This window comes from Streptomyces sp. NPDC046261 (assembly GCF_040646235.1).
Taxonomy (GTDB): Bacteria; Actinomycetota; Actinomycetes; order Streptomycetales; family Streptomycetaceae; genus Streptomyces.
Genome location: NZ_JBEYZU010000032.1, coordinates 13,704 through 28,100, shown reverse-complemented (window position 1 = coordinate 28,100; position 14,397 = coordinate 13,704). Strand labels below are relative to the sequence as shown.

At 71.8% G+C, this 14,397-nt stretch carries 11 protein-coding genes; 10 read left to right on the top strand and 1 reads right to left on the bottom strand.

What is annotated here, in order from left to right:
* Positions 1-204 precede the first annotated feature (204 nt).
* From ABZ956_RS29785 to ABZ956_RS29740, 10 genes are all read left to right on the top strand, one after another.
* Positions 205-3,177 carry a BTAD domain-containing putative transcriptional regulator gene (locus ABZ956_RS29785; RefSeq protein ID WP_361900368.1) on the top strand — a complete coding sequence of 991 codons (2,973 nt, stop codon included), beginning with the start codon at positions 205-207 and terminating at the stop codon, positions 3,175-3,177.
* Positions 3,178-3,256: 79 nt separating this feature from the next.
* Positions 3,257-4,243 (top strand): isocyanide synthase family protein, encoded by a 987-nt coding sequence (locus ABZ956_RS29780; RefSeq protein ID WP_361900365.1) that lies wholly within the window; start codon positions 3,257-3,259, stop codon positions 4,241-4,243.
* Entirely contained in the window at positions 4,233-5,093 is an 861-nt protein-coding gene (locus tag ABZ956_RS29775; RefSeq protein WP_361900362.1) for a TauD/TfdA family dioxygenase, read from the top strand. Before ABZ956_RS29780 ends, ABZ956_RS29775 begins: the two co-directional genes overlap by 11 nt.
* On the top strand, positions 5,090-6,604 hold the full coding sequence (locus tag ABZ956_RS29770; protein ID WP_361900359.1) for a 4-hydroxyphenylacetate 3-hydroxylase family protein: 1,515 nt from the start codon (positions 5,090-5,092) through the stop codon (positions 6,602-6,604). The genes ABZ956_RS29775 and ABZ956_RS29770 overlap by 4 nt, the downstream gene beginning before the upstream one ends.
* 20 nt (positions 6,605-6,624) lie before the next feature.
* The gene (gene asnB, locus ABZ956_RS29765; protein ID WP_361900356.1) at positions 6,625-8,502 is read left to right on the top strand and encodes an asparagine synthase (glutamine-hydrolyzing); all 1,878 of its coding nucleotides are present in this window, start codon (positions 6,625-6,627) and stop codon (positions 8,500-8,502) included.
* Positions 8,502-9,473: a quinone oxidoreductase gene (locus ABZ956_RS29760; RefSeq protein ID WP_361900353.1), complete on the top strand. Its 972-nt coding sequence runs from the start codon at positions 8,502-8,504 to the stop codon at positions 9,471-9,473. Before asnB ends, ABZ956_RS29760 begins: the two co-directional genes overlap by 1 nt.
* Positions 9,474-9,498: 25 nt before the next feature.
* Complete coding sequence (locus ABZ956_RS29755; protein ID WP_361900350.1) at positions 9,499-10,389, top strand: catechol 1,2-dioxygenase; 891 nt, start codon at positions 9,499-9,501, stop codon at positions 10,387-10,389.
* Positions 10,390-10,494: 105 nt separating this feature from the next.
* Complete coding sequence (locus ABZ956_RS29750) at positions 10,495-11,622, top strand: FAD-dependent monooxygenase (protein ID WP_361900348.1); 1,128 nt, start codon at positions 10,495-10,497, stop codon at positions 11,620-11,622.
* A 35-nt stretch (positions 11,623-11,657) separates the two neighbouring features.
* Complete coding sequence (locus ABZ956_RS29745; RefSeq protein ID WP_361900345.1) at positions 11,658-12,599, top strand: VOC family protein; 942 nt, start codon at positions 11,658-11,660, stop codon at positions 12,597-12,599.
* A gap of 42 nt (positions 12,600-12,641) precedes the next feature.
* Positions 12,642-13,625 (top strand): AraC family transcriptional regulator, encoded by a 984-nt coding sequence (locus ABZ956_RS29740; protein ID WP_361900342.1) that lies wholly within the window; start codon positions 12,642-12,644, stop codon positions 13,623-13,625.
* Between the two features lie 21 nt (positions 13,626-13,646).
* Here ABZ956_RS29740 and ABZ956_RS29735 read toward each other — a convergent pair whose 3' ends face one another.
* Positions 13,647-14,390 (bottom strand): SOS response-associated peptidase, encoded by a 744-nt coding sequence (locus tag ABZ956_RS29735; RefSeq protein WP_361900339.1) that lies wholly within the window; start codon positions 14,388-14,390, stop codon positions 13,647-13,649.
* Positions 14,391-14,397: the final 7 nt, after the last annotated feature.

The following is a 14,397-nucleotide window of genomic DNA, read 5'->3' as shown; positions in this document are numbered from 1 at the left end:
CCTCCGTCAGGACGCGTAACGGCCGTTCCGGTCACTTCCGCGCCGTCCGCCGGCCGTAGGGGGTGGGACGCCGTCCGGGCCCCCGGCGCAGGGGGAGGCCCCGCACCAAATGACGCATAGGGTTGTCGAACAGTCAATTGTTCGAATCGTGCACAGGGGGCGTGCCGCTCTGTGTCACGCGTCCCACAGAAAGGCGGTCCTGCGGTGGAGGCTCCGCGCGTCGAGTTCAGGGTGCTGGGGCCCCTCGAAGTCATCGCCGGCGGCCGTGCGCTCCCGCTCGGCGGGCCGAAGCAGCGGACGCTGCTCGCCACGTTGCTGGTCAACACCCACACCTCGGTGTCCGGGGAGCGCCTGTGCGACGCCGTCTGGGGTGCGGCCCCTCCCGCCTCGGCCCAGGCCAACGTCCGCAGCTATGTCGCCGCGCTGCGCAGGGTGCTCAACCCGGCGGCGGGCGAGGACCGGTTGAGCCTGGGCCACGGCGGCTACCAGCTGCGCGTGCTGCCCGGCGAAATGGACCTGCACCTCTTCGAGGACCTCGCGGCACGCGGCCGCTCCGCCCTGGCCGGGGGAGAATACCGGGCGGCCGCCGGCCATCTGCGGACCGCCCTGGCACTGTGGCGCGGCGCCGCCTTCGACGGGGTGGCGCACCACGACGCCCTGCACATCGAGGCGGCCCGCCTCGAAGAGGCCCGGCTGGCCGCCACCGAGGACTACGCCGAGGCACGCCTGGCCCTCGGCGAATCCCGCGAGGTGGTGGGCATGCTCAGGGCGGAGGTGACCCGCTACCCGCTGCGCGAGTCGCTGTGGGCCAAGCTGATGACCGCACAGTACCGCTGCCACCGCCCGGGCGACGCCCTGCAGTCCTACGCCCTGGCCCGCACGGCGCTGCGGGACGAACTGGGGCTCGAGCCGGGCGCCGAACTACGCCGGCTGCACCGCACGATCCTCACCGGGGGACCGCTGCTGGGACCGTCGCCCGCCGGCGTACGCGCCGAACGCCCCACCGACGCCTGGCGGCCCTCCAGCCAGCTGCCCGCCGACACCACCGACTTCGTCGGCCGGGGCCAGGTGCTGGCACGGGCCTCGGCACTGCTCGAACCGTTCGGCGCGGCGGCGAACGCCGCCTCGCCCTGCGCCGTGCCCGTCGTCATCCTCACCGGGCTCCCCGGGGTCGGCAAGACCGCCCTGGCCACCCGGCTCGCCCATCAGCTGCGGGACGTCTTCCCCGACGGCCGTCTGTTCGTGCACCTCGACGGCGCCCGCGGCCCTGAGCGCTCGCCCGGTGCGGTCCTCGCGGACCTGCTGGTCAGCCTGGGCGTCTCCGGCTGCTCCATCCCCGAGGCGACGGTGGACCGCGCCGCGATGTTCCGTGCGCTGCTGTCCGGCCGCAAGGTGCTGGTGCTGCTCGACGACGCACGGGACGAGGCCCAGATCCGGCCGCTGCTGCCCGGCACCCCGGGATCAGCGGCCCTGGTCACCAGCAGGGCCCGGCTGGCGGGCCTGACGGGGGCCCAACTGGTCGACGTGGCCCCGTTCGGCGACGAGGAGTCGCACCACCTGCTGCGGCGCATCGTCGGCCCCCAGCGGCTCGCGGCGGAACCGGAGGCGACCGAGCGGATCCTGGCCGGCTGTGCGGGCCTGCCCCTGGCGCTGCGCGTGAGTGCCGCACGGCTCGCGAGCCGCCCGCACTGGCGGATCGGGCACCTGGCCGACCGGCTCGCCGACGAACAGGGTCGGCTGGGCGAGCTGACGGTGGGTGACCTCGCCGTCCGCACCAGCGTCGCCGCCAGCTACCACGCCCTGCCCGCCGACGCCGCCCGGGCCTTCCGGGCCATCGGCATGCTTCCCTCGCCGAAGTTCCCGGGCTGGGCCCTCGCCGCCCTGCTCGACTCCTGCGACACCGACCACGCGACCGACGCGCTGATCGACGCCAACCTCGTCCAGGTCGAGTCGCTCGACGCCCAGGGCCGGCCGCGCTACCGCATGCACGACCTGCTGCACGTCTACGCGGCGGAACGCGCCACGGCCGAGGATCCGCCCGAGTGGCGGCGGACCGCGGTGGCGCGGGTGCTGGACGGCTGGCTCTCCCGGGTACGGACCGCCGCCGACCAGCTCATCCGCCGGGGACCGGGCGACCGGCCCCCGGGGGAGCCGGGCGACCTCGTCCGATGGCTGGAGGGCGAGCGGACGAGCCTGGTCACCGCGGTCGAGTTCGCCGCGGGCAACGGCTACGGAACCCAGGCGTCCGCCCTGGCCCACGCCATGGAGGAGGTCTGCCACCTGCGGAACTGGTGGGACGAGTGGGAACGGGTGGCACGGGTCGCGCTCGAACGCGCCGAAGCCGACGGCGACGCCGTCGCCGCCGCGGTCGCCGAGGGCTCCCTGGCCCGGGCCTTCGCCGTACGGGGCCGCGTCGACGACGCGGTGACGCGGTGGGCCACGGCCATCGAGCGCCTGGACGCGCTGGGCGAGGAGCACCACGCCGCCCGCCTGCGCACCCACCGCGGCTTCGCGATCGCCGACCGGGGCATGGGCGACCTCGCCCACGACGACGCCGCCGAGGCGGCCGCCGTGATGGGCCGCCTCGGCGACGAACACGGCCGGATCGTCGCCCTGCGCAGCCTCGGCTTCGCGCTCGTCCACCGCCGGCGCGACGCGGAAGCCGTCGAAGCCCTGGAGCCGGCCCTGGAGGCCGCGGAGCGACTCGGCCACCCGCTCGCCCTCGCCGACATCCTGCTCCTGCTGGCCTCGGCCGAGATCGGCCAGGGCCGCCTCGACCGGTGCGCCCGCCACCTGGACCGGGCCCTGGACGGCTTCCGGACGGTACGCCACCGCCCCGGCGAGGCGTACGCGCTGCTGACGCTGGGCAGGATGCACCTCGCCCTCGGCGCCGAGCACGCCCCGCGGGCACTCGCACCGCTCGGCGAGGCCGCGTCCGTCTTCGCCGAGCTCGGCGAACGCCGGGGCGAGGCGCTGACCTCCTACTGGCTCGGCCGCGCCCACGCCGAGCTGGGAGACGCCTCCCGGGCGGCGAGCCATCTCACCGCGGCCCTGGCCGGATTCCGCGGACTGGGCATGCCCTTCTGGGCCGAAGAAGCCCAGCTGTGGGCCGACCGCCTCACCCGGGCCGCGGCACCCTCCGTGACCCCCTCGGCGGAGCCCTCCCCTCGACGCTGACCTGGCCGCTGTGCGCTCCTTGTGCGTTTCTCATGCGCGCACGGAGCACGGTGGGAACCAGTCCACGAAGGGAGGCGCGGTGTCCGATCTCGCCGCACCCGATATCGAACTGGTTTCCGTCCAAGTTCTCCGGGAAGTGCTGTCCCACCAGCGCAGAATGCGCGGAGGCGGCTGCACCGGAGACGTCTGTCCCCAGTGCGTCAGGCACCACCTGGACACGGTGCGCAGCGCCATGGAGAGCGGCCGGCGGATCGAGTTCGTCCTGCCGGCGTTCCCCACGAAGTCCCCGAACCCCGCCAAGGTGCTCGGCCCGCTGCCCGACCTGGCCGAGGAACTCGCCCTGCGCTTCCTCAACCAGCTGTGCGAGCGCATCACCGAGCTCTACCCGCCCGGCGCCGCCATCCTCATCTGCTCCGACGGACGGGTCTTCAACGACCTGCTCGGGGTGAGCGACGAGAACGTCACCGGCTACGCCCGGGCCCTCGACGCGATGATCACCCGGATCGGCGCCGGCCACCTCGAACAGTTCACCCTCGACGACGTCTACAGCAACGCCGGGCACGAGGACATGCGCACCATGCTCGCGGCCGGCTACGCCCCGACGATCGAGGAACTGCGCGAAGAGGTACGCGGCGGAGGCGCCCCCCTGGCCATGTACCGCGGCATCACCCGTTTCATGCTGGAGGACCTGTCGGGCCCGCACTACACCGGCACCCGCTCCGCCCTGCAACGCAAGTGCCGCGAGCTCGCCTACCGCGTCATCCAGCGCAGCAGGGCGTGGGGCGATCTGCTGGACCGGCTCTTCCCGACGGCCGTCCGCCTGTCGATCCACCCCCAGCCGTGCGGCACGGAGAAGATCGGCATCCTGCTCGCCGACACCCCCGACGCCTGGCTGACCCCCTGGCACAGCGTCGCGGTCGAATCCGGCGGACGCTTCACGCTCATGAAGCGCGCCGAGGCCGAGCAGGCCGGCGCCCGGCAGGCGTTCACGGAGGGACGCCCCAGCCACTACGTGCTGGAGCCGGCCGACCCCACCACCATCACAGGAGAGCACCATGACCGATGACCGCCACCCGCTCGCCGACAGCCGGTACGAGATCACGGCGATCGAACCCTTCGGCGTGGCGATACGGCCCCGCCAGGAGGGCGCCCACGTCGGCGACGTACCCGTCGCACACTTGCGCTCGCTCGTCGGCGAGCACCACATCGTGCTGCTGCGCGGCTTCGAGACCTTCGCCGGACCGGACGAGCTGTCCGCGTACTGCGAGCGCTGGGGCGAGCTGAGCGTGTGGCCGTTCGGCACCGTCCTCGAACTGGTGGAGAAGGAACAGCCCGAGGACCACATCTTCGACTCCAGCTACATGCCGATGCACTGGGACGGCATGTACCGCGAACAGATACCGGAGTTCCAGGTCTTCCAGTGCGTCCACGCGCCCGGCGCGGGCAACGGCGGCGAGACCACCTTCTCCCACACCACCTCCGTGCTCGAGCACACCGACCCCCGCACGGTCGAGCGCTGGTCGAAGGTCACCGGCACCTACCACCGCGCGATGGAGTACTACGACAGCGTCACCGTCTCCCCGCTCGTGACGGCCCACCCCGTGCACGGCACCCCGGTCATCCGCTACAACGAACCCACCGCCGCCGACGACAGCGACTTCGTCAACCACCCCGACCTGACGTTCTCCGGCGTCCCCGACGACGAACTCGCCGAGGTCCACCGCAGCCTGCGCGCGGCCCTGTACGACCCCGCGCACCTGTACGCCCACAGCTGGCGAACCGGCGACCTGGTCATCACCGACAACTACACCCTGCTGCACGGCCGCAACGCCTTCACCAGCGGCGCCCCCCGGCACCTGCGACGCGTACAGGTGCTCGGCACCCCGCCCCTGGACAACCCGGGGCTGGTGCGATGAACGCCGACAACACCCTGATGACCGGCGAGGAGTACCTGGAGAGCCTGCGCGACGGCCGCCAGGTGTATCTGGACGGGGAGCGCGTCAAGGACGTCACCCGGCACCCCGCCTTCCGTAACTCCGCCCTGTCGGTGGCCCGGCTCTACGACGCCCTGCACGACCCGGCGACCGCCGACGTCCTCACGGGCGTCGATCAGGACACCGGCATCCGCACCCACAAGTTCTTCAAGCCCAGCCGCTCGGCGGCCGAGCTGGTCGAGGCCCGCGAGGCCATCGCCACCTGGGCCCGGATGAGCTACGGCTTCCTCGGGCGCACCCCCGAGTACAAGGCGTCCTTCATGGCGGGCCTGGGCGTCAACGCCGACTACTACGGCCCGTACGCCGCCAACGCCACCGCCTGGTACCGCGAGTTCGCCGGCAAGGCGCTCTACCTCAACCACGTCATCATCAATCCGCCGGTCGACCGCAAGCGCGCCATCCACGACATGGAGGACGTCTTCGTGCGCGCCGTGCGCGAGACGGACGCCGGCGTGGTGGTCAGCGGCGCGAAGATGCTGGCGACGGGCTCGGCCATCACCAACGCCGGCTTCGTCGCCCCCGTCGGCTCGGCGGTCCTCGCACCGGGCAAGGCCGAGGCGTTCGCCCTGGTCTTCTTCGTCCGCATGGACAACCCCGGCGTGAAACTGATCAGCCGCACCTCCTACGCACAGGCCGCAGCCGGCCCCTTCGACGCCCCGCTGAGCAGCCGCTTCGACGAGAACGACAGCGTGCTCCTGCTCGACGAGGCGCTCATCCCCTGGGAGGACGTGCTCGTCCACCGGGACATCGAACGGGCGACGGGCTTCTACGCCACCTCCGGCTTCCCCAACCTGTACAACTTCCAGTCCGGCACCCGGCTGAGCGTCAAGCTGGAACTCATGGCCGGCCTGCTCTCCCGCGGCACCAGGGCCAACGGCACCGACGCCTTCCGCGGGGTCCAGGCCGCCGTCGGCGAGATCATCACCATGCGGGACATGGTGTGGGCCCTGACGTCGGCGATGGCGTACGACCCCGAGCCCGGCAGCGGCGGCACGGTCGTCCCACGCCTGGAGCACGCGTCTGCGATGCGGATGTACAACGCCCGGGTCTGGGACCGCGTCCACGAACTGTTCGAGACCACGCTGGGCGGGTCGCCCCTGGCGGTGCCCTCCAGCGCCCGCGACCTGACCAACCCCGAACTCCGCCCGCTGATCGACCGCTTCTACCGCGGCTCCGACACCGCCGCCGTGGACCGGATCAAGCTGCTCAAGCTGGTCTGGGACGCGATCGGCACCGAATTCGGCGGCCGCCACGAGCTGTACGAACGCAACTACTCGGGCAACGGCGAGCAGGTCCGCCTGGACGCGCTGAAATGGGCGACCCGGCGCGGCAGCCTCGCCCGCTACGAAGCCCTGGTGCAGGAGTGCCTCGACGACTACGGCCTCGACGGCTGGCGCAGAGGCCCCTGGCACGACCCGGCATCCACCGACTGACGACGAAAGAGAACGAAGCCATGTGTGGCATCACCGGATGGGTCGACTTCACCCGCGACCTGACGACCGCGTCCACGGTCGTCGACGCCATGACCGACACCCTGGCGGCCAGAGGGCCGGACGCCCGCGGCACCTGGCTGGACAGGCACGCCGCGCTCGGACACCGGCGGCTGTCCGTCATCGACCTCGAACACGGCACCCAGCCCATGCGCACCCCGGAGCGCGGCCCCGGGGACCTGCCGCGCGCCGTGATCTCCTACGGCGGCGAGATCTACAACTTCCCCGAACTGCGCGAGGAACTCGTCCTGCTCGGGCACCGGTTCACCACCCGCAGCGACACCGAAGTGGCCCTGCGCGCCTACCTGCAGTGGGGTGAGGACTTCGTCCGCCGGCTCAACGGCATGTACTCCCTCGCCATCTGGGACACCGCCCGTGAGGAACTGCTGCTGGCGCGGGACCGGCTGGGCGTCAAGCCGCTCTACTACCACCCCACCGCGGGCGGCGTGCTCTTCGGCTCCGAGCCCAAGGCCATCCTCGCCAACCCCCTCGCGGACGCCGCCGCGGGAGCCGAGGAGCTCTGCGACGCGCTGCTGTTCCTGCGCACCCCCGGCCGCGTCCCCTTCCGCGGCATGCGCGAACTCAAGCCCGGCCACCTGCTGCGGGTCAGCCGCGCCGGAATCAGCGAGGAACGCTACTGGGCGCTGGAGTCCCGCCCGCACACCGACGACCTGCCCACCACGATCGCCACCATCCGCGACCTCCTCGACGACATCGTCCCGCGCCAGATGGTCGCCGACGTGCCGCTGGTCTCGCTGCTGTCCGGCGGACTCGACTCCAGCACGGTCACGGCACTCGCGGCACGGGCCCGCGCCGCCGACGGCGGGACACTGTCCACCTTCTCCGTCGACTTCACCGGCCACACCGAGAACTTCCGCGCCGACGCCATCCGCCCCACCCCGGACGGCCCGTACGCCCTCGAAGTCGCCCGGCACGTCGGCAGCGACCACCACCCCGTCGTCCTGGACCGGGCCCGCCTGCTCGACCCGGCGGTACGACGCACCGTCCTCGGCGCCTGGGACCTGCCGTTCAACTTCGCGGACCTGGACGTCTCCCTCTTCCTGCTCTTCGCCGCCGTCCGCAGGCACGCCACCGTAGCGCTGTCCGGGGAGGGCGCGGACGAGGTCTTCGGCGGCTACCTGTGGTTCTCCGACCCCGAAGCACGCCGCGCCGAGACCTTCCCCTGGCTCAAACTGGGCGCCCACCGCGGCCTGGACCCCCGCTCGCTGTTCCACCCCTGGTTCGTCGACGGCATCGACCTCGCCGAGTACGAGGCCGACCTCTACCGCACCGCGCTCGCCGAGGTCCCGGTTCTGGACGGCGGGGACGCCGAGAATGCAGAGGACCGCCGCACCCGCGAGCTGGGCTATCTGACCCTCACCCGGTGGCTGCCCATCCTGCTGGACAAGAAGGACCGCATGGGCATGGCCAGCGGTCTGGAGGGCCGGGTGCCGTTCTGCGACCACCGCCTGGTCGAGTACGTCTTCAACATCCCCTGGGACATGAAGACCTACACCGGCGAGGAGAAGGCCCTGCTGCGCGCGGCCGCCGCCGACCTGCTGCCGGAATCGGTCCTGCGCCGCAAGAAGGCCGCCTACCCCTCCATCCAGGACCCCGCCTACGACCGTGCCCTCATCACCGGCCTCACCGCCGCGGCCGGCGACGGCGGCGCACCGCTGAGCCCGTTCCTCGACGGCGACGCGGTACGGCGGACCACCGCGAAGACCACCACCGGCAGCCTCTCGGAGTTCGAGCGGATCCTCGTCGAGTCCACCGTCCGCCTCGACGACTGGCTGCGCACCTACCAGGTCGAACTCACCGGAGTGAAGGGAACGCACTGATGCACGCCATCGAGATCCGCCAGACCGGCGGCCCCGAGGTCCAGCTGTACGTCGAGAAGCCCGACCCCGAGCCGGGCGAGGGACAGATACTCGTCGAGCTCGCCGCGGCCGGGGTGAACTTCATCGACCTCTACCGCAGGGAAGGCCGCTATCCGCTGCCCGTGCCCTGCGTCCCCGGCGAGGAAGGCTCGGGAACCGTCCTCGCCGTCGGCCCCGGAGTCAGCCGGTTCAAGGCCGGTGACCGGGTCGCCTGGACCACCGTCCTCGGCAGCTACGCGAGCCGGGTGGTCGTACCCGAGGACAAGGCCATCGTCGTGCCGGACGGCATCGACCTGCCGACCGCCGGCGGCGTGCTCGTCCAGGGCATGACAGCCCACTACCTGGCAGGCGACTCCTACCCGGCACGCGAAGGCGACACGGTGCTGCTGCACGCCGCCGCCGGGGGAGTCGGGCTGCTGCTCACCCAGCTGCTCAAGCGGCGCGGCGTCCGCGTCATCGGCACGGTCTCCACCCCGGAGAAGGAGAAGACGGCCCGGGCCAACGGCGCCGACGAGATCATCCGCTACACCGAGACCGGCGACCTGGCCGCCGAAGTGCGCCGCCTCACCGGCGGGAAGGGCGTCCACGCCGTCTACGACGGCGTCGGCGCCGCCACCTTCGACGCGAGCCTGGACTCCCTGCGCACCCGGGGGACGCTGGTGCTCTACGGAGGCGCCAGCGGGCCGGTGCCGCCCGTCGACGTGATGCGGTTGCTGTGGGGTGGATCACTGACGCTGACGCGTCCCTACCTGGAGCACTTCCGGGCCACCCCCGAGGAGTTCGCGTGGCGGGCGGGCGAGGTGTTCGACGCCATCGCCGACGGCACCCTGAAGATCACCATCGGCGGCACCTACCCCCTCGCCGAGGCACACCGCGCCCACGCGGACCTCGCGGCGCGGCGCACCACCGGAAAGCTCCTGCTCGTCCCGTAGGCCCTCGAACGAAGGAGGTCACCCCATGGGTGACATCGTCGGTGCGGGCCTGATCTCGCACGCACCGGTCATCATGTTCCCCGAACCGCAGCGGATCGAGGCGAACGGAGGCCGTGACTTCACCCTGGCGACCGGTCTGAGGCGGCTCCGCCACGAGGTGGTCGACACCACCGGCCACGACGTCGTCGTGGTGTTCGACAGCCACTGGGCGACGACGACCGAGGTGGTCGTCACCGCACACCCGCGCCGCGCGGGCCTGTTCACCTCGGACGAGATGCCCAGCGCCCTCAGCCGGCTGCCCTACGACATCCCCGGCGACCCGGAACTGGCCCACGCCATCGCCGGGGCGGGGCGGAAGAGGTCGCTGTGGATCACGGCGAACGACGACCCGTACCTGCCGATCCACTACGCGACCCTCAATCCGTGGACCTACCTCGGCCCGCCCGGTACGCCGTGGATCTCCGTCTCGGTCTGCCAGACCGCGACCACCGAGGACTTCCTCGCGGTCGGCGAGGCCGTCGCCGAGGCGGTGGCCGGCCTCGGACGAAGGGTGCTGCTGGTGGCGTCGGGGGGCCTGTCCCACCGTTTCTGGCCGCTGGCCGCACTGCGCGACCGCATGGCGGGCGATCCGCGCAACATCGTCACCCCCGAGGCACGCGCGGCCGACGAGCAGCGGATCGCCTGGCTCGAGGCGGGCCGCCACGACCAGGTCATCGCGTCCATGCCGCACTACCTCCGCTTCGCCCCCGAAGCCCGCTTCGGCCACTACCTGATGCTGGCGGGCGCGGTGGGCGGCGCGGCGTGCGGGGCGCGGGGCCGGCGCTTCGGGGAGTACGAGAACGGGATCGGGACCGGCCAGGTCCACCTCTGGTTCGACCGCCTCGCGTCCGGCTGGAAGCGCGCACCGGCCGGTTGACGAACCCGATTGATTGCCGACAGCGGATGGTTGCCGCCCGATGCGGATAGGGCGGAGAGCCGACGGATCTTACGGTTCGGAGAAACCAGTGCTCTGGAGGCGTCAATGGACAACTATCGCGGTGTGCGGACGGCCCTGATCGTGGGCGCCGGTGTCGCCGGCCTGACGGCGGCCACAGCCCTCGCACGCGAGGGATGGCAGGTTGAGATCGTCGAGGTCAGCCCGTCAAGAGCGACATCCGGCTGGGGGCTGTGCCTGACCGGGCCTTCGCTGCGCGCGCTGGCCCAGTTGGGGCTCGCGGAAGCGTGTCTGGCCGAGGGCCACGGCATGAGCGAGATCACGCATGTGGATGTGGACGGCGAAACCGCGGATCGGGTGCCCTTGCGACGTCTGATCGGTGCGCGGCGGCCGGCGATGGTCGGCATCGCACGTCCCGTACTGCACCGCATCCTGCACACGGAAGCAGAGCGGTGCGGCGTGGTGGTGCACCACGGACTGACCGTCACCGCGGTGGACCAAGAGGCAGAACTGGTTCGCGTGCTGCTGTCGGACGAGACCGAGCGACAGGCCGCGCTCGTCGTCGGAGCGGACGGGATCCGTTCCTCGGCACGGGGGCTGCTGGGCCTTCGGACCTCGCTCGACTATCACGGACAGATGGTGTGGCGGGCGCTGGTGCGGCGCCCGTCGTGGGGCACCGGGATCCATCACTTCGCCGGTAAGGCCCATACGGCGGGACTCGTACCGCTCTCGGCCAGTCAGGCATACGTCTTCCTGACGGAGAACGGGGTGGAGCAGGGCATCCTCCCCGACGCCGAGCTCGTCCCGCGCCTGGCGCGGTTGCTGGATCCCTTCCCCGGCCGGGCGGCGGAGCTCGCCCCGCTGGTGTCCGCGTCCGGGTCGGTGGTACGCCGCCCGGTGCGGACGCACTTCCTTCAGGGCGACTGGAATCGCGGCAGCGGCGTGGTCATCGGCGACGCCGCCCACGCCCCCGCACCGCAGATGGCCAGTGGCGCGGCCCTGGCCATCGAGGACGGCCTCGTGCTGGCCCAGGAGCTGGGGCGGCACGAGTCGGTCGGCACAGGGCTCAAGGCGTTCGTGCGCCGGCGCACACAGCAGTGCCGCACGCTTGTGGAGACCTCGGTGGCCATCGCCGGTCTGGAGCAGGTCCAGCGCCACAGCGAAGCGCATCGGCTGGCCGATGCCTGTCACCGCCTCATGGCCGAACCCGCGTAGCCGACCGGCTGTTCGTACCAAGGGAGTGCACCACCATGAGCAACAGCAGTCTGATCACCCACCTGCGGCACATCGACGTCGCCATGCCGAACTTCGCCGAGCAGCGTCGCTTCTACACCGAGCTGTGGGGCCTGACGGAGACCGCCTCCGACACCGGTGTCTCGTTCTTGGCGGCCGAAGGCTCCCCGGAGCAGTACGTGGTGCGGCTGCGCGAGGACGCCCACAAGCGCACTGACCTCATCGCCTTCGGTGCCCACAGCGCCGACGACGTCGACACCCTGGCCTCACGGCTGAGCGCCCAGGGCGTGCGGCTGGTGCACGAGCCGAAACAGCTGGACACCCCCGGGGGCGGCTACGCGGTCCGCTTGTTCGACAACGAGGGCCGCGTGGTCGAGGTCTCCGCCGACGTCGCCCCACGCCGGCACCGCACGATCGAGGCCCGCGAGCCGATCCCCGTGCGCCTCTCCCACGTGCTGATGAATTCCCCCACCCCCGAGGCCACAGTCGCCTGGTACATCAAGCACCTGGGATTCCGCCTCTCGGACACCATGTGCCTGGGCGACCACGGCGGGATCATGTGGTTCCTGCGGTGCAACGCCTTCCACCACAGCTTCGGCATCGTGCGCGGCCCGCACGCGGCCTTCCACCACGCCTCCTTCGAGATGCGCGGGATCGACGAATTCATGCGAGGCACCGGCCGGATGCGGCGCCTGGGCATCGAGCGCCTGTGGGGACCGGGACGGCACCGTGCGGGAGACAACTCCTTCAGCTACTACCTCGACCGGGCGGGCAACACCGTCGAGTACACGACGGAGTTGCAGATCCTGGACGAGGACACCTGGCACCCCCACCTCTACGACCTGCGCGACCCCGCCAACGCGGATCAATGGGGCACAGCCAACGAGATGGACGAGTTCATCGCCGCCAAGTCCCACAACGACGCCGATCCCGGGCTGTTCGTCGCTCCGCCGATGTGAGCACGCCACCACCACGCGCCCGTGGCGGCGCCCCCGAAGGAGGTGAACGCGTTGCCGGCCCCGCTGCGCAACTTCCTCATCACCCATTCCCCCAACCCCGTCGACCTCCTGAACGCCGCCACCCGCCTGTTCGGCGGCTCCATCGCCACCTCGCCGCTGGACGGCCTGTGCGGGGGAGACCACGAACTGCGCGGGGTGGCCGCGCACGACTTCGCCGTCGGCTACTTCGCCTCGCCGCTCGGGGTACGCGTCTCCTCGGCGGAAGGGCGCCGCTCCTACTTCGTCAACATAGGCGTGTCCGGTGCGATCGCCGCATCCCGCGGTGGCCTGAACGCTACCCTCGACACCGCCACGGCCGGGGTGGTCAACCCCGGGGACACCCAGGAACTGCGCCCCGCACGACCGACCCCGCCACGCTTCCTGGGGCTTCGGATCGACGCGGCCCTGGTCGACCAGGAGTACGCGGCACTGACCGGGAGCCCGCCGGAGTCCACCGTCCGCTTCGACTTCGCCCTGGACCTGGCCAAGCCCAAGGGCCGGGCCGTACGACTCCTTGTCCGATCCTTCCTGGAGCAACTGGACTCGGGCGATCCCCTGTTCCAGCGCGCCGAACTGCAGCGCAGCCAAATTCGCTGCATCGTCGCCGCGCTGCTCCTGGCCCAGCCGCACTCGCACACCGACGAGCTGCGAGAGGGTCCTCGACCCGGCTACCCGCGCTCCTTGCGCGCGGCTCTCGCGTTCATCGAAGCCAACCTCGCCGAGCGCATCGCCCTCGGCGACATCGCCAAGGCCGCCGACTGCGCCCCGCGGACCATCAGCTCCGCATTCCGCGACCGGCTCGGCCTGTCTCCCATGTCCTACGTACGCAACCTGCGGCTGGACCGGATCCGCCAGGACATCCTCACCACCACCGACAACGTCGGCACCATCGCCTACCGGTGGGGCGTCTCCCACCTGGGTCGCTTCGCCGGCGACTACCGCGGCCGTTTCGACGAGCTGCCCTCCGACACCGCGGCCCGCCGGTAGCGGCGGTTCGGAACCAGGCCGTCAGGTCTTCTGGGCCTCGTCCGGGGCGTCGAGCAGGTGTGGGCCGTTGTTGCGGACATCGTTGACCGCGGTGGACACCGCGCGGGCGTCGAGGCGGCCGGCGGCCGGGGCTGTGAGCAGGGCCCGTAGCTCGGCGGGGTCCTGGTGAGCGGGGTCGAGCCAGCTGTCCCAGTCGTCGGGGGCGATGGCCAGGGGCATCCGTGGGTGGATCCGGCCTGCGGTGTCGGTGGCCTCGGTGGTGATGATGGTGCATGTCGCCACCCACGCCGCCGGGTCGTCATCGGCGACAGCGGGGTCGCGCCACAGCTCGTACAGCCCGGCCATCGCCATGACCTGCTCGTCAGTGGGCGTGATGAAGTAGGGCTGCTTGTACGCCTTCTGCTTCCCGGTGGCCGGCACGGGTACCCACTCGAAGAAGCCGTCGGCGGGCAACAGGCACCGGCGTTTGGCGAAAGCGCGACGGTAGGCCGGCTTCTCCGCCACGGTCTCGGCACGAGCGTTGATCATCTTCGCGCCGACGCTCACGTTCTTCGCCCAGGACGGCACCAGGCCCCAGCGCAGCGGCCGCAGCCGCCGCACCACCTCACCCGTCTCCCGGTCGGCGCGGTCCAGCACGGACCACACGTCATCGGTCGGTGCCACGTTCCAGGACGGGGCCAGGACCTCCCGCGGATCCCACAGGGTCGCGTGGAACAGCCCGGCCAGGTCCTGCGGGCTGCGCGTGGATACGTATCTGCCGCACACGCGCACC